This window comes from Mycobacterium sp. PO1 (assembly GCF_017312405.1).
GTDB lineage: Bacteria > Actinomycetota > Actinomycetes > Mycobacteriales > Mycobacteriaceae > Mycobacterium.
The window spans coordinates 55,862-78,336 of the sequence record NZ_BLTG01000030.1 but is presented as its reverse complement, the minus strand read 5'-3'; the positions used below and the strand labels follow the sequence as shown (position 1 = coordinate 78,336).

Here is a 22,475-nt window from a genome sequence, read left to right as displayed (position 1 = left end):
CATGCCGGTCGGCGTCCCAGGAGTTGTCGGAGCGCCGCCCTAGACTCGCTGTGCCCGGACCAACGGGTTCACGGACGACCGGGGGAAGGACAGCTTGACATGCGCTTTCTGCACACCGCTGACTGGCAACTCGGCATGACCCGACACTTCCTGAGCCCCGATGCCCAGCCCCGCTACTCCGCCGCGCGGCGCGCTGCGATCTCTGCGCTGGGTTCGGTGGCCGAGGACCGTGACGCCGAGTTCGTCGTCGTCGCCGGCGACGTGTTCGAACACAATCAACTCGCCCCCGACGAAGTCGGGCGATCGCTGGAGGTGATGCGGGGCATCGGGGTGCCGGTCTACCTGCTCCCCGGCAACCACGACCCGCTCGACGCCTCGTCGGTGTACACCAGCGCGCTCTTCACCGCCGAGCGCCCCGACAACGTCATCGTCCTGGACCGCCCCGGCGTCCACGAGGTGCGTCCAGGTCTGGAGCTGGTAGCGGCCCCCTGGTACTCGAAGGCCCCGACCACCGACCTCGTCGCCGACGTGATCGACGACCTGCCGGCCGACGGGGTGACCCGCATCGTCGTCGGCCACGGCGCCGTCGACATCCTGGTCCCGGACAAGGACCGGGCCTCGCTGATCCGGCTCGACGCCGTCGAGTCGGCCCTGCAGCGTGGAGCCGTGCACTATGTCGCGCTGGGCGACAAGCACTCCCGGATGAGCGTGGGCGCGACCGGCCGGGTCTGGTACTCCGGCTCCCCGGAGGTGACCAACTACGACGACATCGAGCCCGACCCGGGGCATGTGCTGGTCGTCGAGCTCGACGAGGACGACCCCAGCCGGCCCGCGCGGGTCGACTCGGCGCGCATCGGACAGTGGCGTTTCGTCTCCCTGTGCCGTTCGGTCGATGACGGGCGCGATGTTGCCGACCTGGACCTCAACCTGGACCTGATCCCGAACAAGGAGCGCACCGTGGTCCGGCACGGGCTCACCGGTTCTCTGACGGTCACCGACCGCGCCGCGCTCGACGTCTGCCTGGACCGGTACGCGCGGTTGTTCGCCGCCCTCGTGCCGTGGGACAAGCAGACCGACCTCGCCGTGATGCCGGCGGACGGGGAGTTCGACGATCTGGGCATCGGTGGTTTCGCGGCCGCCGCGGTCGACGAACTCGTGGCCACCGCACGCTCCGACACCGCCGAGGCCGACGACGCGCGGGCCGCTCTGGGGCTGCTGCTGCGTCTGGCCGACGGGAGCGCGGCGTGAAACTGCACCGGCTGACTCTGACCAACTACCGCGGCATCACCCACCGCGACCTCGAATTCCCCGACCACGGCGTCGTTGTCATCAGCGGTGCCAACGAGATCGGCAAGTCCTCCATGCTGGAGGCGCTGGACCTGCTGCTGGAGGCCAAGGACCGCTCGACCAAGAAAGAGGTCAAGCAGGTCAAGCCGACCCACGCCGACGTCGGCGCCGAGGTCACCGCGGAAATCTCGACGGGCCCATACCGGTTCGTATACCGGAAGCGGTTCCACAAGCGCCCGGAGACAGAGCTCACGCTGCTGGCCCCGCGGCGCGAGCAGCTCACCGGTGACGAAGCCCACGATCGGGTGCGCGCCATGCTCGCCGAGACCGTGGACATGGACCTCTGGCAGGCCCAGCGTGTCCTGCAGTCGGCGTCCACCTCGGCGGTGGATCTGTCCGGGTGTGACGCGCTGTCACGTGCGCTCGACGTCGCTGCCGGTGAGGTCGACGACCAGCCGGCCGCCGGCGGTGCGGTGGACTCGCTGTTGATCGACCGTGTCGACGCCGAATACCGGCGCTATTTCACGGCCACGGGGCGGCCCACGGGGGAGTGGGCAGCAGCCATCGCTCGCCTGCGCGCCGCCGACGAGGAGGTTGCCCGGTGCGCCGCCGCGGTCGCCGAAGTCGACGAAGCCGTCCGCCGGCATGCCGCGCTGACCACGGATTCGGTCACATTGACGGCGCAAAGCACTGCTGCGGCAACCATTCTCGCCGAGGCGCAGGAGGCTGCTCGTGCGGTCGAGAGGTTGCGTACCGAGATCGCGCAGGCCACCGTGGTGGCCGGTGCAGCGACCGAGAAGCATCGTATGTCGGTGTCGGCCCTCGCTGAGCGCCGGCGTGCCCGCGCGGACATCGATGAGCGCGCTGCGGCCGTGACCCGGCTGCAGGCCGAATCAGACTCTGCCGCCGATGATCTGGATACCACGTCGACGATGCAGAAGGAGGCCGAACAGGTCGCGGCCGCGGCACGCACGGCGGTCGAGGCCGGCCACCGCCGGGTCGAGGCGGTGCGTGCCACGGTCCAGCGCCTGTGCGACCGCGAAGAACTCGATCGGCTCGCCGGTCAGCTGACGACCCTGCAACGCCATCAGCGTGAATTGGACGAGGTGCAGCGTGACCTCGGCGCGATCACGCTCACCGCCTCCCTGATGGCGGCCGTCGAGGATGCGGCCGCCGCCGTCGACCGGGCCCGCGCGGCCGCCGACCAGGCGTCGGCGCATCTGGATCTGGTCGCCTCCACCGACCTCGAGGTGACGGTCGGTGAGGACCGGATCAGATTGTCGGCGGGGCAGGACTGGTCGGCGGCCGTCAGCGGCCCCACCGGGGTCGACGTCGCCGGCGTGTTGTCGCTACGCGTGGTGCCTGGCGCGCCGGCGGCGGCCACGCAGGCCACACTGGACGCTGCGTGCGTGAGACTGGCCGATGTTCTCGGGCAGGCTGGCGTCACCGATCTTGCGACGGCGCGGCACACGGATCAGCGGCGCCGCGAATTGGCCGGCGCCGCGGAGCGGCTGCGCGGCATCCTCGATGTGCTCACCGCCGAGCACACCGTTGACGCTTTGGCTGCGCGCGTCGACGCCCTGCGGGCGGCGCTGCCCGCCGATGACGGATTGTGGGACGCCGATGCGGGTGGGCCGCGCGACGTCGCTGCCCTGCGTGCCGAACTGGACGCCGCCTCTGCCGAACACCAACAGCTCGTTCGTGACTGCGAAACCCACCGCAAGGTCGCCGAAGAGACAGCCAAGCTGCTGTCCGACCGCGAGCTGCGCGCGGCGCGCGCCAAAGAGAAACTCGATGCCGCCCAGGCCGAGCTGACGCTGGCCACGCAGCGACTGTCCGCGCAGCGGGCCCTCACTCCAGACGACGACCTCGCCGTCGCGGCCGAGGCGGACGCCGAAGCGGTCCGGGCAGCGGATTCGCTGGTCGCCCGCCTCAACGACGACCTCGAGCGGCACCAACCCGACGCCGTGGCCGCCGCCCTCGAGCAGGCGCAACGGCAGCATGACCGCCTCGACAGCGAGCGCCAGCGCGCCGCCGAGTCGCTGCGCGAGGTCGCCACTCAGCTCAAGGTGTACGGCACCCAGGGCCGCCAAGGCAGGTTCGACGAAGCCGAGACCGAGCGCCAGCATGCCGAGGCCGAGCATCTGCGTATGCAGCGCCGGGCGCAGGCCGCACAGCTTCTCAGGTCGGTCATGGTGCGACACCGCGACGCCACGCGGCAGCGTTACGTCGACCCCTACCGCGGCGAGGTGGAGCGGTTGGGCCGCATCGTGTTCGGCGACAGCTTCGAGATCGACGTCGACGCCGATCTGCGCATCGAGCAACGCACCCTCTCCGGCCGGACCGTGCCCTATGAATCACTGTCCGGTGGGGCCAAGGAACAGCTGGGCATCGTGGCCAGGCTGGCCAGTGCTGCGCTGGTGGCCAAGGAGGATGGGGTGCCCGTCATCATCGACGACGCGCTGGGCTTCACCGACGCCGACCGGTTGGCCAAGATGACCGATGTCTTCGACGCGGTGGCCGGCGACGGGCAGGTCATCATCTTGACGTGCAGTCCGCAGCGCTACGCCGGTGTCATCGAGAGCGCCGAGCACATCGAGTTGACCGCGTAACCCGTCGCTGCCGGTTTGGCGGGCATCCCGGCGGGGCAAAATGAGTCCGATGACGATGAGCTCCCGGCGTCGGCGGGCGCACGACCGGCTGGCTGGGCTGCCGGGGGTGCGTGCCGTGCGCCGGCCGGTGCATCCGAGTGGCGGGGCCGACGGTCCGCATTTCGACCTCTACTACGTGCGCATCGGCCGCAAGTCTCGGCATCCACTTCTGGTCATCCCCGGCGGGCCCGGAGCGGCGTCGGTGGCGCTGTACCGGGCGTTTCGCCGCCGTGCTGCGGTCGACGGCCTCGACGTGATCATGGTGGAGCACCGCGGCGTGGGTCTGTCGCGCCACGACGATGCCGGTCGGGACCTGCCGCCGGAAGCCATCTGTATCGACGCTGCGGTGGACGACCTCGCCGCGGTGCTCGACGACGCAAAAGTCGAGCAGGCCGTCGTCTACGGCGCCTCCTACGGCAGCTATGTGGCGGCCGGGTTCGGGGTGCGGCACCCGGGGCGCGTACACGCCATGGTGCTGGACTCGCCGCTGCTGTCGGCGCACGACATCGTCGAGGCCCGCGCACAGATTCGGCACGTGCTGTGGGACGGTGCGACGCCCGACACCGCCGAGCTTGCTGCCAAGGTACGCACTCTGGTCGACGCGGGGGTGTTCACGCCGCAGGCGGTCCTGCAGGCCGTGGGCATCTTCGAACTCGCCGGACCCGACGTGTTGCGTCGCCAACTGGATCTGCTGCTGGCCGGACATGATTGGCTCTGGACTGCCGTCGGCGTGGGTACCCGGCTGCTGCTGGAGCGCAAGACGCCGTATCACCAGGAGCCCGACCTGGTCGAGCGGATCGCCTACCGCGAGTTGAACTACGGCGCGGTGCCCGACGGCGGGCCGCTCGATCCCGCGGTGGCATTCCGGGAAATGGCCACGGGGGACGCCGGATTCGTCGCCGAACCATATGATCTGCCGGCGGCACTGCCGGGTTTCGGCTGGCCGACCGTGGTGGTCTCCGGTGGGCGTGACCTGACCACGCCGCCGGCGATCGCGCGGCGAGTGGCCCAGCTGCTGCCTGATCCTGCCCTGGTCGAACTGCCCACCGCGGGCCACAGCATCCTCGACATCCGAGAGCGTGCCGCGTTGCAGATCGGCCTGGCCGTCTGTTCGGGTGCGGCGCACGAATTGCCTGGCCGCGCCGCCGAACTCGATGCGCTGCCGGCGAACCTCACGGTGCGGCTGATGGTGCGGGCGGTCGCGCTGGCGGCCAGGGCCGAGGCGGTGGTGCCCGACGTGCTGCCCCGCGCGATGCGTCAGCTCACGGCTTCATGAACCCGACGGCGGTGTAGTTCAGGTCGCCGATGCCGGTCGGGCCGAAGTTCGCCAGCGTGCTGCGGACCGCGACATTGCCCGGCGACTGGAACAGCGGCAGGCTGAAGCCCTCCGACCAGATCATCTTGTCCAGTTCGTTGGCCAGCTCGCGCGCCTTCGCCGGATCCAACTCGGAGAGGGTCTCCTCGATCTGTGCGTCGATCTCGGGGCTGCCGATCTTGCCGAAGTTGCTCTCGCCGCCCGACGCATAGATCTGGGTGAGACCCGCCAGGGCGAAGGCGTCACCCACCCACGAGAACTGGGCGATGTCGAAGTTGCCCGGCGTCACGAAGTCGGTGAACAGCTGGCCGCCGCCCACCGCGTTGAGCTGCAACTCCACCCCGATCTGGGCCAGATTGTTCTGCGCGATCTGGGCGATCTGCCGAGTGCTCTGCGCGTCGTAGAACACGTCGCGGATCGTCAGGCGGCGACCGTCCTTCTCCCGGAACTGACCGTTCACCTGCCAACCCAGCGCGTCCAGATCACGCTTGGCGGCTTCCGGGTCGAAGCCGATGCTGTTATCCTGGTAGCCCTCTTGGCCGGCCAGATATATGTGGTTGTTGAGCGGAACCGGGTTGTCGACCAGGCCCCGCTGGGTGACCGAGGCGATGGCCTGGCGGTCGATGCCCTTGGAGATCGCGGTGCGCAGCGCCGGATCTGCCAGGATCGAGCCCTCGGCCCCGTTGAACGTCATGTGATACCAGCTCGGAGCGGGGGCCCGCCGGATCGACACGCCCTGGGTGCGCCGGGCGATCGTCAAGTCGTCGAGGTTGGCCACACCCACGGCATCGAGCGCGTTGTTCTGCAGCGCAGGCATCTTCGCGGCGTCGTCGAGCACGGTGTAGGTCACCGCGTCCAGCACCGGCGTCTCACCCCACCAGTCCGGATTACGGGTCAGCGTGATGCGTTGGGCGGCGCGGTCGACCGACGTGATCATGAACGGGCCGGCGGACGGAGCCGGTCCGTTCAGGAAGCCGCGGTTGAACGCTTCCGGGTCCTGGGTCATCGACTTCGGCGCCAGCATGCTGTTGCCGGCGAACATGCCCCGCCAGTCGGCGTAATGCTGAGCGAATGTGATGACGGCCTGCCGGTCGTCGACGCCCTTGGTCACCGATTCGACTCGCTCGCTGCCGTTCGGCGCGGCGAACAGGAACCGGTCGTCCTTGCCGCTGGTGGCGTTGATCTGCGCCGCGAAGTCCTCCCAGGTGATCGGCGTGCCGTCGGTCCACACCGCCTTCGGGTTGATGGTGTAGGTGACGACCTGGGGGTCGGTACTGGTCAGCTCGACGCTGGTGAAGTAGTCGCTGTTGACCGTCATCTCGCCGTCGGGCTTGATGAAGAACGCGCGCGGCAGCGTCCAGCGCAGCAACCCGCCGAAGTCGGCGACGTTGCCGTCGATGTGCAGGTAGTTGAAGTTCGGCGGGAAGCCCGACAGCGCCAACCGCAGGTTGCCGCCCTGCTGCAGCGTGGCGGGGTCCTGCGGATTGATGTCGGCGCTGGCGCCCAGTTCGGCGTCGCCGCCGGCGGAGGGGGCCTCGTCGGGGCTGGAGCAGCCGGTCACCACCAGCCCGAGCGTGGCCACCACCGCGAGAAACCGCACCCACGCCGTCATCGCCGACGGACGGTGCGCACCTGGTCTCAGATCACCCATGCGCTCCGACTCTAATGGTGATCGGGCAGGGCCCGCGGTACCGCGGCCAGCAACCGGCGTGTGTAGTCGTCGCGCGGATGCTCGAACACCTGCGCCGCCTCACCCTGTTCGACGATCACCCCGCGGTTCATCACGGCGACGTCGTGGGCCAGGTGCCGCACCACCGACAGGTCGTGGGACACGAACAGGTAGGCCAGCCCGAATCGGTCCTGCAGGTCGAGGAGCAGGTTGATGATGCCGGCCTGGATGGAGACGTCCAGCGCGGAGACCGGCTCGTCGAGAGCCAGGATCTTCGGCTGCAGCGCCAGCGCGCGGGCGATGCCGATGCGTTGCTTCTGGCCGCCGGAGAACTCGGCGGGGTACCGGCTGGCGTCCTGGTGGCGCAGCCCCACCGTGGTGAGCAGTTCGGCGACCCTGTCGTTGGTCGCGGCCTTGTCGAATCCGTTGGCCCGCAACGGTTCGGCCAGCACGTCGAACACCGGCAGCCGCGGGTCCAGCGATGCGACGGGGTCCTGGAACACCACCTGCAGATCACCGCGCAGCGCACGCCGGGATCGCCGGTCCAGGTCGGCGACGTCGGCACCGAGCACTTCGATGGTCCCGTCTTGCGGAGCGGTCAGCTCCAGGATCTGATGCAGTGTGGTCGACTTGCCGCTCCCGGACTCGCCGACGATGCCCAGGGTGCGGCCCTGGCGCAGCTCGAAGCTGACGCCGTCGACGGCGCGCACCTCACCGATGCGGCGCCGCAGCACCGCACCCTTGGTCAGGGTGTAGGTCTTGACCAGGTTGTCGACCCGCACCACGACCTCGGAGCCCGGCGCCGGGGCGGTCTGCGCCGGTGCGCTCGGCACGCCGTAGATGTCGGCGGCGCTGCGGCCGGTGACCTCGTCGCTGCGGATGCAGGCCACCCGGTGATCCGGCCCCACCTCGTCCAGCGCGGGTTCCTCGGCGCGGCAGTCGTCGACAGCCAGCGGACACCGCGGCGCGAAGGGGCAGCCGGGCGGCAATGACACCATCGACGGCGGGGCGCCGGGGATCGGCACCAGACGGGTCCCCTGTGCCGCGTCGAGGCTGGGCGCCGACCCGAGCAGGCCCGCGGTGTAGGGCATCCGGCGGTCGCGGTAGAGCTCGTCGACGGGCGCGGTTTCGACCGCCCGGCCGGCGTACATCACCAGGGCGCGGTCGGCGAACTGGGCGACCACCCCGAGGTCGTGGGTGATGATCAGCACCCCCGCACCGGTGACATCGCGCGCGGTGCGCAGCACGTCGAGGATCTGCGCCTGCACGGTGACGTCGAGCGCGGTGGTCGGCTCGTCGCAGATCAGCAGGTCCGGGTCGTTGGCGATGGCGATGGCGATCACGACGCGCTGCCGCTCACCGCCGGACAGCTCGTGGGGGAACGCGCGGGCGCGCTGTTCGGGCTGGGCGATGCCGACCAGTTCCAGCAGCTCGACCGCGCGGGCGCGGGCCGCGCGGTCGCCGAGCTCGCGCTGGTGGATGGAGATCGCTTCGGCGATCTGGTCTCCGACCGGGTAGACGGGCGTGAGCGCCGACATCGGATCCTGGAACACGGTGCCGATCCGGTTGCCTCTGATGCGCGACATCTGCTTGTCGGGCAATCCGAGCAGTTCGTCGCCGTGCAGGCGCACCGAGCCCGACACCTCCGCATATTCGGGCAGCAACCCGATGACGGCCATCGCCCCGGCGGACTTGCCCGCCCCGGACTCGCCGACCAGCGCCACCACCTCGCCCGCGTCGACGTGGTAGTCCAGACCGCGTACCGCGGCGACGCGTTCCTCGTCGGTGGGGAACGTCACGGTCAGTCCGCGGACCTCGAGCAGGCTCATCGTGCTGCCTCCCGACGCTCTCGCCAGCGCCGCCGACGGGCCGGCCGGATCCCCGGGTCGAGCGCGTCGCGCAGCCCGTCACCGACCAGGTTGGCGCACATGACGATCAGCACCAGCGCGCCCGCCGGGACGAGGAACACCCACGGAAACGTCGTCACCGAGTTGGTGCCGTCGGCGATCAGGGTGCCCAGCGACACATCCGGGGGCTGCACCCCGAAGCCGAGAAAGCTGAGCCCGGTCTCGGCCAGCACGGCCAGACCGACGTTCAGCGCGGTGTCGATGATCAGGATCGAGGCCACATTGGGGACGATGTGGCGCGCGATGATGCGCCAGTTGCTGACGCCCATGTAGCGGGCGGCGACGACGAACTCGCGCTCGCGCAGGCTCATGGTGAGTCCGCGCACCATGCGGGAGCTGATCATCCAGCTGAATCCCGCCAGCAGCAGGATCAGCCACAGGATGGTGCCCGACTCGCGGGTGCGCGGGGTGACGATCGCGATCAGGATGAAGCTCGGCACCACGAGCAGCAGGTCCACGAGCCACATCAAGGCCCGGTCGCGCCAGCCGCCGAAGTAGCCGGCGATGGCCCCGACCGTCGCGGCGATCAACGTCGAGATGAACGCCACGCACACCCCGATCAGCATCGACTTCTGCATGCCGCGCAACGTCAGCGCCAGCAGGTCCTGGCCCAGCGCGTTGGTGCCCAGCCAGTGGGTCGGGCTCGGGGGTTGCTGCAGTGCGTAGTAGTCGAGGTCGGTGTGCGAGTAGGGCAGCAGCGCCGGCAAGGCGTAGGCCGCGATGAACATGGTGACCAGCACGACCAGCGACACCACCGCAGGCCGGTTACGCAGGAAGCGGCGCCACACGAGGCGGCGCCGGGAGGTGAACGTGGTCTCGGTCATGACACCCGCACCCTCGGATCGAGCACCGCGTAGATGACGTCGGAGAGCAGCCCCGCCAGCAGGATGACGACGCCGAAGAACATCACGATCGCGACCACGATGTTGGTGTCCTGGCTGGCGACGCCCTGGATCACCCATTCACCGACACCGTGCCAACCGAAGATCTGCTCGACGAACACGGCGCCGGTGAACAGGCCGCCGACGCTGTAGGCGAACAAGGTGGCCATCGGGATCAGCGCGGTGCGCAGGCCGTGCTTGAACAGCGCTCGGCGACGGGTCAGGCCCTTGGCGCGTGCGGTGCGGATGAAGTCCTGGCCGAGCACGTCGAGCATGGCGTTGCGCTGGTAGCGGCTGAAGCCGGCGATCGAGGCCAGCGCCAGGGTGAAGGTGGGCAGAATCAGGTGCTGCAGGCGGTCGACGAGCCGGTTCCACGTGCCCCCGGTCGCGTCGGGTGAGGTCTCCCCGGTGTACTCGAACACCTGCACCCCGAGGATGGTGTTGACCTTCAGCGCCCCCAGGATCAACAGGTTGGCGATCACGAAGGTGGGGGCGGACAGGACCAGCAGCGACAGCACCGTGATGACCCGGTCGGACAGCCGGTACTGACGGATCGCGCCCCACGCGCCCACCACGACGCCGACGACGGTGCCGAGGACCGAGCCGATGAGCACCAGCCTCAGGCTCACCCCGATACGGCGCCACAGTTCATCGCTGACCGGCTGGCCACCGACAGTCGTGCCGAAGTCGCCCCGCACCGCTCCGGACACCCAGTTCGCGTAGCGGACCGGAATCGGCTTGTCGAGGTCCAGCTCGGCGGCCTTGGCGTCGATCACCGACTGCGGCGGACGCGGGTTGCGCTCCAGCAGGCTGTCGAGCGGATTGAACGTCAGCGACGTCAGCGCGAACGTCAGGAACGACACCACGCCCAGCAGCACCACGTAGTTGAGCAGCCGACGCGTCAGGAAACGGGTCATCCGGTGGTTCCACCGCTGGGCTGCATCCCGACAGGGTAGGAGAAATGCCGCGGCCCGGCCCACCGATGCCCACTCCGGCGCGCCGGTCCGTCAGCGGGTGGGTGCGTCCACGACCTCGGCCGCGCATGCGGGAGCGCCCGGCGCGGCCATTCCCGGTGCACCCATTCCGGGCGGTCCACCAGGCGGGCCGAATCCCGGAGCTCCGGGTGGGCCGGCGACCTGTGATGACCCTCCGCTCGCGGCGAAGATCGCCGCGCCGCCCACGGCCGCGATGGCCGCGGCCACCGCGACGGCCGCCGTGGTCTGGCGGGTGCCCCACCTCTGGTGTGGTTGCGGGCTACCCCATGTCGGAGCGGCCGGCCTGGTGTGATCGGTATCCATGGCGCCCAGCCTGATGCCGGCCGATTGGTGCCCGCTGTGCGTGGGCTCAGTGTCGGGTAGGCGTGCCGTCAGGCGGCCGACGGGCACCGTTTCACAGCGTGCGCATAGCAACGGCACAGGACCCGCCTACGGCCCGGACACATAATGGGGTCGTGTCCGAGTTCTCCCATGGCGCCGCGACCGACAACGCGCGCGTCACGATGCGGCGCGCCGACGGCAGTCCCGTCCACGTCCTCGTGGTCGACGACGAGCCGGTCCTGGCCGAACTGGTCTCGATGGCGCTGAGGTACGAGGGCTGGGAGATCTCGACGGCCGGGGACGGCGCCGGCGCGATCGCCGCGGCCAAGCAGACCCCGCCGGACGTGGTCGTGCTCGACGTGATGCTGCCCGACATGAGTGGGCTGGAGGTGCTGGGCAAACTACGCGAGCAGATCCCCGGCCTGCCGCTGCTGCTGTTGACTGCCAAGGACTCGGTCGAGGACCGTATCGCGGGGCTGACCGCCGGAGGCGACGACTATGTGACCAAACCGTTCAGCATCGAGGAAGTGGTGCTGAGGTTGCGCGCGCTGCTGCGCCGCACCGGCGTGGCGACCGCCGAGTCGGACGGTGCCAAGTTGGTCGTCGGCGACCTCGTGCTGGACGAGGACAGCCATGAGGTGACGCGCGCCGGTGAGCCGATCACCCTGACCGCCACCGAGTTCGAGCTGCTGCGCTTCATGATGCGCAACGCCAAACGGGTGCTGAGCAAGGCGCAGATCCTCGACCGGGTGTGGAGCTACGACTTCGGGGGCCGGTCGAACATCGTCGAGCTGTACGTGTCATATCTGCGCAAGAAGATCGACAGCGGTCGTGAGCCGATGATCCACACGCTGCGCGGTGCGGGGTATGTCCTCAAACCCGCGCGGTGAACCCCGGCGCGCGATCCTGCGGTCACTGCGAAGCTGGTCGCTGCGCACCCGGCTGTTGGTCACCCTCATCGCGCTGCTGGCCGTGGTGTGCGCGGCCATCGGCCTCGCGACGGAGTTCGCGCTGCAACGCTTCCTGACGAGTCAGCTCGACGAGCAGGTCCTCGAGGCGGGTTACCGGTCGGCGGTCATCTTCAAGTTCGGGCCGCCCCCGCCCCCCGGTTCGGGGCCGCCCGAACGGCGTGCGCTGGGATCGATGCCGAGCCCGCCGCCGGGATTTCCGCCGCTCGGCCCGCCGGCGCCCGACCGCCCCCAGCGGGGGTCGCCCTCGTCCGGCCCGCCCGAGCCCGTCCTGCTGTACCCCGGCGGGCCCTCGCCCGGCCCGCGTTCCCCCGGGGCCGGGCCCGGTCCGGAGTTCCTCAACGCGCCGGGCCAGGCCGCCGGCACCGTCGGAGCGGTGATCGCGGATGGCCGACCACTCACGGCGGCCGTCATCACGGCCGACGGAGCCCGCGCCGAAATCTCCGCTGCCGCAGCACGACAACTCGCCGCGGTGCACGACGACGGTCGGCCCGCCACGGTGGAACTCGACGGGCTGGGCCGCTACCGGGTCATCGCTCTACAGCCGGACCGACTCGGGCAAACCGTGGTCACCGGCATACCCACCACCGACGTCGACGAGACGATGTGGTGGGTGACGCTGATCTTCGCTGTCGTCGCCGCGGTGGCCCTGCTGGCAGCCGCAGCGGCCGGAGTCGTGATCGTGCGTCGCCAACTCGCCCCGTTGGCACGCGTTTCCGCGGCTGCGCAACAGGTGGCCGACCTGGAACTGGACCGCGGCGAGGTCTCCCTGCCGACGCCGATAGTCGCGGTCGACCCCGCGGCAGCCCACACCGAAGTCGGGCAACTCGGTGCGGCGCTGAACCGGATGCTCGACCGGATCGCGAGCGCTTTGTCGGCGCGCCATGCCAGTGAGACGCGGGTACGTCAGTTCGTCGCCGACGCCAGCCACGAGCTGCGCACCCCGCTGGCTGCCATCCGTGGGTACACCGAGTTGGCGCAACGCCGCCACGGCGATCTGCCCGCCGAGGTCGCCCACGCGATGGACCGCGTCGAATCCGAAACCGCCCGCATGACGAGGCTGGTCGAAGACCTCCTGCTGTTGGCCCGCCTCGATGCCGGCAGGCCGCTGGACCGCGATCCGGTCGACCTGACCCGACTCGTCGTCGACGCGGTCAGCGACGCCCACGTCGCCGGCCGCGAACACACCTGGGAACTCGATGTGCCCGACGAATCGGTCCTGGTCGACGGCGACGAGACACGCCTGCACCAGGTGGTGGCCAATCTGCTCGCCAACGCCCGCACCCACACCCCGCCCGGCACTTCGGTGACCGCTGCCCTGCGGGTGTCCGACGACGGCGCGGTGGTGCTGACGGTCACCGACGACGGCCCCGGCATCGACGAGAAGCTGCTGCCCGAGGTCTTCGAACGATTCGCGCGTGGGGACACCTCGCGGTCGCGCGGCGGAGGCAGCACCGGACTGGGCCTGGCGATCGCGGATGCCGTGGTACGTGCTCACGGAGGCGCGATCGTCGTCGACAGTGTCGCGGGCAGAACCGAATTCGCGGTCACGTTGCCGCGGCACTCACAGTCGGCGCACAGCTCCGCCTCACCCGGGGCCTAGCGACGTCCCAGACGATCGAGCGGTGACCCCTGCGACCACCGCCGAGCCGATGCGCCGTGCCTCCGTCCGTCCCCGACCTCGTCGGGCCGGCGAGGGCCGGGCGGGTCTGGTGCTGCTACTGCTCGGCACGGCGGTGCTCTATCTCTACGATCTGGCCGCCAGCGGTTGGGCCAACGCGTTCTACTCGGCGGCGGCGCAGGCCGGTGCGCGCGACCTGACAGCGATGCTGTTCGGGTCCAGCGACCCGGCCAATGCCATCACCGTCGACAAGACACCCGCTGCGCTCTGGGTGATGGACATCTCGGTGCGGATGTTCGGGCTGAACCCGTGGAGTGTGCTGGTACCGCAGGCGCTGATGGGAGTCGGCGCCGTCGCGGTGCTGTACGCGGCGGTTCGCCGGGTGGCAGGCGCCGGTGCGGGCCTGCTCGCCGGATCGGTGCTCGCCCTGACACCGGTCGCGGCGTTGATGTTCCGGTTCAACAATCCCGACGCGATGCTGGTGCTGCTGCTCGTCATCGCCGCGTACTGCACGCAGCAGGCGTGCGAAGCCCGTACCGGCCGGTGGTGGCTGATCGCCGCCGGGGTCGCGGTCGGTGCGGGGTTTCTGGCGAAGATGCTGCAGGCGCTGCTCATCGTGCCGGCGCTGGCGGCGGCGTATCTCGTCGCGGGGCGGGCACCGATGCGCCACCGGCTCGCGAACACGCTGGCCGCCGGCGCGGCGGTGGTGGTCTCTGCCGGCTGGTACGTGGTGCTGGTGGAGCTCTGGCCGGCGTCGGCGCGTCCCTACATCGGTGGTTCGCAGCACAACAGTCTTCTCGAACTGGCGCTGGGCTACAACGGTTTCGGCAGGCTGACCGGGGACGAGCCGGGCGGGTTGGGCAACCTCGACCACGACGTCGGCTGGGGCCGGTTGTTCGGCGCGGGAATGGGCACCGAGATTGCCTGGCTGCTGCCCGCTGCGGTGATCTGCTCCACCGCCGGATTCATCCTCACCCGCCGCGCTTCCAGAACCGACGCCACGCGTGCCGCACTGATCATCTGGACAGGCTGGTTGGCCGTCACCGCCGTCGTGTTCAGCGCGATGAACGGCATCGTGCATTCGTACTACACCGTCGCGCTGGCGCCGGCCCTCGCCGCCTGCGTCGGCATCGGCGCTACACTGCTGTGGCGCAACCGCTTCGACACCCGGGCCGCGATCGCCCTGGCCGGCACCGTGCTCGTGACCACCGCACTGGCGGCGGTGCTGCTGGCGCGGCACGCGGAGTGGCAACCTTGGTTGCGGGCGGCCGTCGCGGCTGGGGGAGCCGGCAGCGCCGCGCTGCTGCTGGTCGTGGGCCGGCTCCCGCAGTCTGTGGCCCGGTCCGTCGCAGGTCTGGCCGTGGTGTCCTGTGTTGCCGCGCCGGCAGCCTTCTCGGTCGCCACGGCACTGACGCCGCACTCCGGGGCAATACCGTCGGCCGGGCCCGCCGGAGGTGGCGGGTTCGGCGGCGGGCTGCTCGACGCGCCGACGCCGAGTGCCGAGGTGACGCGCATGCTGACCGACGACGAGGGTCGATTCACCTGGACCGCAGCGGTTGTCGGGTCGAACAACGCAGCCGGCTATCAGTTGGCGGCCGGAGCGCCGGTGCTGGCGGTGGGCGGATTCAACGGCACCGATCCGTCGCCGACGACGGCGCAGTTCGTCCGCGACGTCGAAGACGGACGGATTCATTACTTCATCGAAGGGCGGCCGCTCATGGGCCGCGCCGACCCCTCATCAGTGTCTGCTGACATCACCGAATGGGTCGCTGAGCGCTTCCCGGCTATTGCGGTCGACGGGACCGTTCTCTACGACCTGACCATGCCGCAGATCTCACAGCCGGCGCATAGCCCGAGCCAACGGTGAGCACACCCGGTCCATCCAGCATGGATGTCATGACAGCAACAGATCTCGAGTCCCGTTGTGAACGGCCATCGTTCAGGCCGCGCCATGATGTGGCGCGGGCCGCCCGCAGCACCGGAGTCCCGGTGCTCGACATCGTCGTGCCGGTGTACAACGAGCAGACCGCGCTGGCCGACTCGGTGCGCCGGCTGCACACCTACCTCGGCGACGCGATGCCGTTCCCGTTCCGGATCACGATCGCCGACAACGCCAGCATCGACGACACCCCCCAGATCGCCGCGCGCCTGGCCGCGGAGCTGCCCGACGTGCGGGTGGTGCGGTTGGAGGAGAAGGGGCGCGGCCGCGCTCTGCGGTGGGTCTGGTCGCGGTCCGACGCCGCCGTGCTGGTGTACATGGACGTCGACCTGTCCACCGACCTGGCCGCGCTGGCTCCGTTGGTGGCACCGTTGATCTCGGGCCATTCCGACCTGGCGATCGGCACCCGCCTGGGTCGCGGCGCCCGGGTGCATCGCGGCCCGAAACGGGAGTTCATCTCGCGGTGTTACAACCTGATTCTCAAATCGACTCTGGCGGCCGGCTTCTCGGACGCCCAGTGCGGCTTCAAAGCCATCCGTGCCGACGTCGCGGCGCTGCTGCTGCCCCACGTCGAGGACACCGGCTGGTTCTTCGACACCGAGTTGCTGGTGCTCGCCCAGCGCTGCGGATTGCGCATTCACGAGGTTCCTGTCGACTGGGTCGACGACCCCGACAGTCGCGTCGACATCGTCGCCACCGCCGCCGCCGACCTCAAGGGGGTAGGGCGGCTGGTGCGCGGCCTGGCCACCGGAACGATTCCGGTGCACGTGATCGCGGCTCAGCTAGGTTCGACGAGGCCGGCCGCACCCGGTTCGTTGCTGCGGCACGGGGTGAGATTCGGCGCGGTCGGCGCCGCCTCCACCGCTGTCTATGTGCTGTTGTTCCTGGCGATGCAGGGATGGGCCGGCGCGGCGCTGGCCAACGGCATCGCGTTGGCGCTCACCGCGATCGGTAACACCGCCGCGAACCGGCGGTTCACCTTCGGCGTCTCGGGCCGTCCCCGGGTGGCCCGACATCACGCCGAGGGGCTGATCGTCTTCGGCATCGCGCTGGCCATCACCAGCGGTGCGCTCGGCCTGCTGCACGCGCTGGCGCCCGACGCCCACCACGTGACCGAGCTCGCCGTGCTGGTGGGGGCCAATCTGGTGGCCACCGCCGTCCGGTTCGTGCTGCTGCGCGGCTGGGTCTTCCATGCCGGCCGCAACCGAGAAGAAGGAACCTCACGATGACGCTCACGCTCGACGGACGCGACGTGCTGGCTGACCCCGGCCTCGGCGACCCGGTGCGGCCGCGCTGGGTCAGCCCCGCAGTAGCCGCACTGCTGGCCGCCGCCGCGGTGCTCTACCTGTGGGGGCTGGGGTCGGCTGGTTGGGCCAACCAGTACTACGCAGCGGCGGCGCAGGCCGGGACGCAGAACCTGACGGCGTGGCTGTTCGGGTCGCTGGATCCCGGCAACGCGATCACGGTCGACAAGCCACCAGCCGCACTGTGGGTCATGGCGCTGTCGGGGCGGCTGTTCGGTTTCACGCCGTTCACCATGCTGCTGCCGCAGGCGTTGATGGGTGTTGCGTCGGTGGGGGTGCTGTACGCCGCGGTGCGACGGGTCAGCGGCCCCGGTGCGGGGTTGATCGCCGGCGCGGCCCTGGCGGTGACGCCGGTGGCGGCGTCGATGTTCCGGTACAACAACCCGGATGCGCTGCTGGTGTTGCTGCTGGTGATCGCGGCATATCTGATGGTCCGCGCCATCGAGTCGGCCCGCTCCCGGTGGATGGTGCTGGCCGGGGTGGTGTTGGGGCTGGCGTTCCTGACCAAGATGTTGCAGGCGTTCCTCGTCGTTCCCGGCTTCGCGCTGGCATTTCTGGTCGCCGCGCCTGTCGGCCTGTGGCACCGCGTCGGCAAACTCGCCACCGGCGCCGCCGCAATGGTCGTGACCGCGGGCTCCTTTCTGGCGCTCGTCAGTCTCTGGCCGGCCGACTCCAGGCCCTACATCGGCGGCTCCACTGACAACAGCTTGGTGCAGCTTGCGCTGGGATACAACGGCATTGACCGTGTCACGGGCGGACAGGGCCCTGGTGGCGGTCCAGGTGGTGGCGGCCCCGGGGGCGGACCGGGCGGTGGCGCGAACCTGTTCTTCGGCGGCGACCCCGGGGTGACCCGGTTGTTCGGCGCGTCGATGGGGGCCGAGGCGTCGTGGCTGCTGCCCGCCGCCCTCATCGGCCTGGTGGCCGGGCTGTGGTTCACCCGCCGCACCGCGCGCACGGCATCGGTGCGGGCCGGGCTGCTGCTGTGGGGTGGCTGGCTGCTGGTCACCGGCGCCGTCTTCAGCTTCATGGGCGGCATCATCCACCCCTACTACACCGTGGCCCTGGCGCCGGCGGTCGCGGCGCTGGTGGGCATCTGCACCGCCGAACTGTGGCGCGGCAGACGCTTCCGGGGACCGCGGATGACGCTGGCCGCGATGTCTGCCGCGACCGGGGTCTGGGCGTTCATCCTGCTCGACCGCACACCGGACTGGTTCCCGTGGCTGCGCTGGGTGGTGCTGGTGGTCTCGGTCGTCACGGCCGCCGTGATCGCGGCCGGGGTGCACCGGGTGGGCCGGTGGGCTGTCGGGGTCGCCGCTGCGGCGCTGGTGGCCGGGGCAGCCGCACCCGCGGCGTACACCGTCCAGACCGCCTCGCAGGTCAGCACCGGCCCGGGCATCATGTCCGGACCGGTGCTGGCCCAAAATAACGGGCCGGGAGCGCCCGGCGGACACGACGGGCCAGGCGGTCCCGGTGGACCGGGCGGACCCGGGCGGTCGATCGCCGACAACGCCGAATTGCAGGCGATGCTCGCCGGCACCGATGCCCGCTGGGCCGCCGCCGGCATCGGGTCGATGAGCACGGCCGACCTCGCGCTGCAGACCGGCGCGTCGGTGATGGCGATCGGCGGGTTCACCGGCGGCGACGACTCACCCACCCTGGAGCAGTTCCAGGCTTACGTCGCCGACGGACAGGTGCGGTACTTCATCGCCGCGGACCGCGGCCCGGGCGGACCCGGCGGTCCGGGCGGGGGGAGCGGCGCGTCGGCTGAGATCACCGCCTGGGTGGAGCAGACGTTCACCCCGCTCGACGTGGGCGGCACCACCGTGTACGACTTGCAGTCCTGACGTTCGCCGCCCGGGGTGCGCGACTCGCCGCCGCGCACCCCGGGCTCAGGCACCCACGTTGACACGAGCTCCGGTCGCGGCCATAATTCCGACTAACACCATAAATCTGGTCAGTTGTACCAACTTTACGGGGAAATATGACAGCCACCGAAGAGATCGTCCAGAACGCCGGACGTTACGAGTTGAGCCACCTGCGCGCGCTGGAGGCCGAAGCGATCCACATCATCCGTGAGGTCGCCGCCGAGTTCGAGCGGCCCGTGCTGCTGTTCTCCGGCGGCAAGGACTCGATCGTGATGCTCCACCTGGCGATCAAGGCGTTCAAGCCCGGCCGGCTGCCGTTCCCGGTCATGCACGTCGACACCGGGCACAACTTCGAAGAAGTCATCGCCACCCGCGACGCGCTGGTGGCCGAACACGGCGTGCGCCTGGTCGTCGCCAGCGTCGAAGATGACATCGCCGCCGGGAGGGTCGTCGACAACGGACCGTCCCGCAACCCGCTGCAGACCGTGACGTTGTTGCGCGGCATCCGGGAGAACAAGTTCGACGCCGCGTTCGGCGGCGCCCGCCGCGACGAGGAGAAGGCCCGCGCCAAGGAGCGGGTCTTCAGCTTCCGCGACGAGTTCGGCCAGTGGGACCCGAAGAACCAACGCCCCGAGGTGTGGCACCTGTACAACGGCCGGCACCGCAAGGGTGAGCACATCCGGGCCTTCCCGCTGTCGAACTGGACCGAGTTCGACATCTGGTCCTACATCGGTGCCGAGAAGATCACGCTGCCCTCGATCTACTACGCGCACAAACGTCAGGTCTTCGAGCGCGACGGCATGCTGCTGGCGGTGCACGAGTATCTGCAGCCCCGCGCGGACGAGCCGATCATCGAGAAGTCGGTGCGGTTCCGCACCGTCGGCGACGTCACCTGCACCGGTTGTGTGGAATCCGAGGCGGCCACCGTGTCGGAGGTGATCGCCGAGACCGCGGTGTCGCGTCTGACCGAACGCGGCGCCACCCGGGCCGACGACCGCATCTCCGAGGCGGGGATGGAAGACCGCAAGCGTGAGGGGTACTTCTGATGGCCGGGGCGAGCGAAGCGACGGGTGGTATCGAGGCTTGCGCGAAGAACAGAGGATTCTGATGAGCACGACGGACACCAGGGCGGCCGCGGAAGCGACGCTGACCAAGCCTGCCGCCACCCTGCTGCGCATCGCGACGGCAGGATCGGTCGACGACGGCAAGTCCACGCTGATCGGCCGGCTGCTGTTCGACTCCAAGGCCGTCATGGAGGACCAGCTGGCGTCGGTCGAGCGGACCTCGCGCGAGCGCGGCCACGACTTCACCGATCTGGCGCTGGTCACCGACGGGCTTCGCGCGGAGCGCGAACAGGGCATCACGATCGACGTCGCCTACCGCTACTTCGCCACCGCCAAGCGCAAATTCATCATCGCCGACACCCCCGGGCACATCCAGTACACCCGCAACATGGTCACCGGCACTTCGACCGCACAGCTGGCGATCGTGCTGGTCGACGCCCGCCACGGACTGCTCGAACAGTCGCGCAGGCACGCGTTTTTGGCCTCGCTGCTGGGCATCCAGCACATCGTGCTGGCGGTCAACAAGATGGACCTGATCGACTGGGACCGCGAGAAGTTCGAGAAGATCCGCGACGATTTCCACGACTTCGCCGCACGGTTGGACGTCCACGACGTGACGACCATCCCGCTGTCGGCGCTCAACGGCGACAACGTCGTCAGTAAGTCCGACGCGGCCCCGTGGTACGACGGTCCGTGCCTGCTGAGCCACCTCGAGGAGGTTTACGTCGCCGGCGACCGCAACCTGGTCGACGTCCGATTCCCGGTGCAGTACGTGATCCGTCCGCAGACCCGTGACCACCATGACCACCGCAGCTACGCCGGCAGCGTGGCCAGTGGCGTCATGCGTGTCGGCGACGAGGTCGTGGTGCTGCCTGCCGGCAAGACCTCGCAGATCGCCGCGATCGAAAGTCCCGGCGGTCCGGTCGACGAGGCGTTCCCGCCGATGGCGGTTTCGGTCAGCCTGACCGACGACATCGACATCTCGCGCGGCGACATGATCGCGCGGCCCAACAACCAGCCGCGCATCACGCAGGACTTCGATGCGACCGTCTGCTGGATGGCCGACGACACGTCGCTGGAGCCCGGACGTGACTACGTCATCAAACACACCACCCGCACCACCCGGGTCAAGGTGTCCGGGCTGGACTACCGGCTCGACGTCAACACGCTCCACCGCGACAAATCCGCGACCGCATTGAAACTCAATGAGCTGGGGCGGATTTCGTTGCGCTCCCAGGTTCCGCTGCTGATCGACGAATACAGCCGCATTGCCGCGACCGGTTCGTTCATCCTGATCGACCCGAACACCAACGTCACCGTCGCCGCCGGCATGATCCTGCCCAACGTCAGTGCGCGGACCTCCAGCCCCAACACGGTGCGCCACGATTCGCTGTGCACCTCCGAGGACCGGCTGAGCACCGGCCGGATGGTGTGGTTCACCGGCCTGTCCGGATCCGGCAAGTCGTCGGTGGCCATGCTGGTCGAGCAGAAGCTGCTCGAAAAGGGAGTTCCCGCTTACGTTCTCGACGGCGACAATCTGCGCCACGGACTCAACGCCGACCTCGGCTTCTCGATGGCCGACCGGTCGGAGAACCTGCGCCGCCTGGCTCATGTGGCCGCCATCCTCGCCGATTCCGGCCAGGTGGTGCTGGTGCCGGCCATCAGTCCGCTGGCCGAGCACCGGGAGCTGGCACGCACCGTGGCCGACGAGGCCGGTGTCGAGTTCTTCGAGGTGTTCTGCGACACCCCGCTCGACGACTGCGAGCGGCGCGACCCCAAGGGCCTCTACGCCAAGGCCCGATCCGGTGAGATCACCCACTTCACCGGAATCGACAGTCCCTACCAGCGGCCGAAGAACCCCGACCTGCGGCTGACCCCGGAGCGCAGCCCCGACGAACTGGCCGCCGCGGTCATCGAGCTGCTCGAGAGTCGTGGCCAGTGACCGACCATGAACTGGCGGCGTTGCTGGCCACCGAGGCCGGCCGGTTGCTGCTCGACGTCCGCGCAGAATTCGCCGACGCTGCCGCGCAGGACCGGAAAGACGCGGGGGACAAGCGCTCCCACGACTTCCTGATGGCGGCACTGGCCGCCGAGCGCCCCGACGACGCCGTGCTGTCCGAGGAAGGTGTCGACGACCCGGTGCGCCTGTCGGCGCAGCGGGTGTGGATCGTCGACCCGCTCGACGGCACCCGGGAGTTCTCCGAACTCGACCGCACGGACTGGGCGGTGCATGTCGCGCTGTGGGAGGCCGGTGAGCTCGTTGCGGGGGCGGTGGCACTTCCCGCTCAAGGCATCACGCTGGCGACGCCGTCGGTGGCCGCACCACCGCCCGCGCCCCCGGTGCCACGCATCGTGGTGTCGCGGACCCGGCCCCCGGCCGTCGCGCTGGCGGTCAAGGAGGCGTTGGGCGGTGAACTCGTCGAGATGGGCTCGGCGGGAGCGAAGGTCGCCTCGGTGGTGCAGGGACTGTCCGACGTGTACGTGCATGCCGGCGGCCAGTACGAATGGGACTCGGCCGCGCCGGTGGCGGTGGCCCGCGCCGCGGGCCTGCACACCTCCCGCATCGACGGCTCACCGCTGATCTACAACCAGCGCGACTCCAAGCTGCCCGACCTGATCGTGTGTCGCCCCGAGCTCGCCGAGGCCGTGCTGGCCGTCACGGCGGGCTGAACGTCCGCTGAGCCGAAT

General features: G+C 69.9%; 16 protein-coding genes. 11 read left to right on the top strand and 5 right to left on the bottom strand.

What is annotated here, in order from left to right; translation table 11 throughout:
- Positions 1–99 precede the first annotated feature (99 nt).
- Genes J3476_RS13170 through J3476_RS13160 form a run of 3 tightly spaced genes read left to right on the top strand, consistent with a single transcriptional unit; the run spans position 100 to position 5,214 of the window.
- Positions 100–1,248, top strand: a complete 1,149-nt coding sequence (locus tag J3476_RS13170; RefSeq protein WP_207066897.1) for an exonuclease SbcCD subunit D — start codon at positions 100–102, stop codon at positions 1,246–1,248.
- Positions 1,245–3,899 (top strand): AAA family ATPase, encoded by a 2,655-nt coding sequence (locus tag J3476_RS13165; RefSeq protein ID WP_207066896.1) that lies wholly within the window; start codon positions 1,245–1,247, stop codon positions 3,897–3,899. Before J3476_RS13170 ends, J3476_RS13165 begins: the two co-directional genes overlap by 4 nt.
- Positions 3,900–3,948: 49 nt before the next feature.
- A complete protein-coding gene (locus J3476_RS13160) occupies positions 3,949–5,214 on the top strand; it encodes an alpha/beta fold hydrolase (RefSeq protein WP_207066895.1) in 1,266 nt (421 codons plus the stop codon).
- Here J3476_RS13160 and J3476_RS13155 read toward each other — a convergent pair.
- The 5 genes from J3476_RS13155 to J3476_RS13135 all read right to left on the bottom strand — a co-directional run bounded on the left by J3476_RS13155 (position 5,201) and on the right by J3476_RS13135 (position 11,008).
- Positions 5,201–6,904 (bottom strand): ABC transporter family substrate-binding protein, encoded by a 1,704-nt coding sequence (locus J3476_RS13155; protein WP_373889055.1) that lies wholly within the window; start codon positions 6,902–6,904, stop codon positions 5,201–5,203. The two genes, J3476_RS13160 and J3476_RS13155, sit on opposite strands and share 14 nt — an antisense overlap.
- A gap of 11 nt (positions 6,905–6,915) precedes the next feature.
- The gene (locus tag J3476_RS13150) at positions 6,916–8,751 is read right to left on the bottom strand and encodes an ABC transporter ATP-binding protein (RefSeq protein ID WP_207066894.1); all 1,836 of its coding nucleotides are present in this window, start codon (positions 8,749–8,751) and stop codon (positions 6,916–6,918) included.
- Positions 8,748–9,653: an ABC transporter permease gene (locus J3476_RS13145; RefSeq protein ID WP_207066893.1), complete on the bottom strand. Its 906-nt coding sequence runs from the start codon at positions 9,651–9,653 to the stop codon at positions 8,748–8,750. Before J3476_RS13145 ends, J3476_RS13150 begins: the two co-directional genes overlap by 4 nt.
- Positions 9,650–10,627: an ABC transporter permease gene (locus J3476_RS13140; protein ID WP_207066892.1), complete on the bottom strand. Its 978-nt coding sequence runs from the start codon at positions 10,625–10,627 to the stop codon at positions 9,650–9,652. The genes J3476_RS13145 and J3476_RS13140 overlap by 4 nt, the downstream gene beginning before the upstream one ends.
- Positions 10,628–10,717: 90 nt before the next feature.
- Positions 10,718–11,008, bottom strand: a complete 291-nt coding sequence (locus J3476_RS13135; protein WP_207066891.1) for a hypothetical protein — start codon at positions 11,006–11,008, stop codon at positions 10,718–10,720.
- 200 nt (positions 11,009–11,208) lie between these two features.
- Here J3476_RS13135 and J3476_RS13130 point away from each other — a divergent pair, with 200 nt between their 5' ends.
- The 8 genes from J3476_RS13130 to J3476_RS13095 all read left to right on the top strand — a co-directional run bounded on the left by J3476_RS13130 (position 11,209) and on the right by J3476_RS13095 (position 22,457).
- Positions 11,209–11,916, top strand: a complete 708-nt coding sequence (locus J3476_RS13130; RefSeq protein ID WP_152519830.1) for a response regulator transcription factor — start codon at positions 11,209–11,211, stop codon at positions 11,914–11,916.
- Entirely contained in the window at positions 11,894–13,597 is a 1,704-nt protein-coding gene (locus tag J3476_RS13125) for a cell wall metabolism sensor histidine kinase WalK (protein ID WP_207066890.1), read from the top strand. Before J3476_RS13130 ends, J3476_RS13125 begins: the two co-directional genes overlap by 23 nt.
- Before the next feature lie 49 nt (positions 13,598–13,646).
- Positions 13,647–15,482, top strand: coding sequence for a glycosyltransferase family 39 protein (locus J3476_RS13120; RefSeq protein WP_207066944.1), 1,836 nt, complete (start codon positions 13,647–13,649; stop codon positions 15,480–15,482).
- A gap of 29 nt (positions 15,483–15,511) precedes the next feature.
- A complete protein-coding gene (locus tag J3476_RS13115) occupies positions 15,512–16,783 on the top strand; it encodes a bifunctional glycosyltransferase family 2/GtrA family protein (protein WP_286182969.1) in 1,272 nt (423 codons plus the stop codon).
- Entirely contained in the window at positions 16,780–18,702 is a 1,923-nt protein-coding gene (locus J3476_RS13110) for a glycosyltransferase family 39 protein (RefSeq protein ID WP_207066888.1), read from the top strand. The genes J3476_RS13115 and J3476_RS13110 overlap by 4 nt, the downstream gene beginning before the upstream one ends.
- A gap of 137 nt (positions 18,703–18,839) precedes the next feature.
- Positions 18,840–19,769 (top strand): sulfate adenylyltransferase subunit CysD, encoded by a 930-nt coding sequence (cysD, locus tag J3476_RS13105; RefSeq protein ID WP_207066887.1) that lies wholly within the window; start codon positions 18,840–18,842, stop codon positions 19,767–19,769.
- A gap of 61 nt (positions 19,770–19,830) precedes the next feature.
- The gene (gene cysC, locus J3476_RS13100) at positions 19,831–21,729 is read left to right on the top strand and encodes an adenylyl-sulfate kinase (protein WP_207066886.1); all 1,899 of its coding nucleotides are present in this window, start codon (positions 19,831–19,833) and stop codon (positions 21,727–21,729) included.
- A complete protein-coding gene (locus J3476_RS13095) occupies positions 21,726–22,457 on the top strand; it encodes a 3'(2'),5'-bisphosphate nucleotidase CysQ (protein WP_207066885.1) in 732 nt (243 codons plus the stop codon). The genes cysC and J3476_RS13095 overlap by 4 nt, the downstream gene beginning before the upstream one ends.
- The last annotated feature ends 18 nt before the right edge of the window (positions 22,458–22,475 follow it).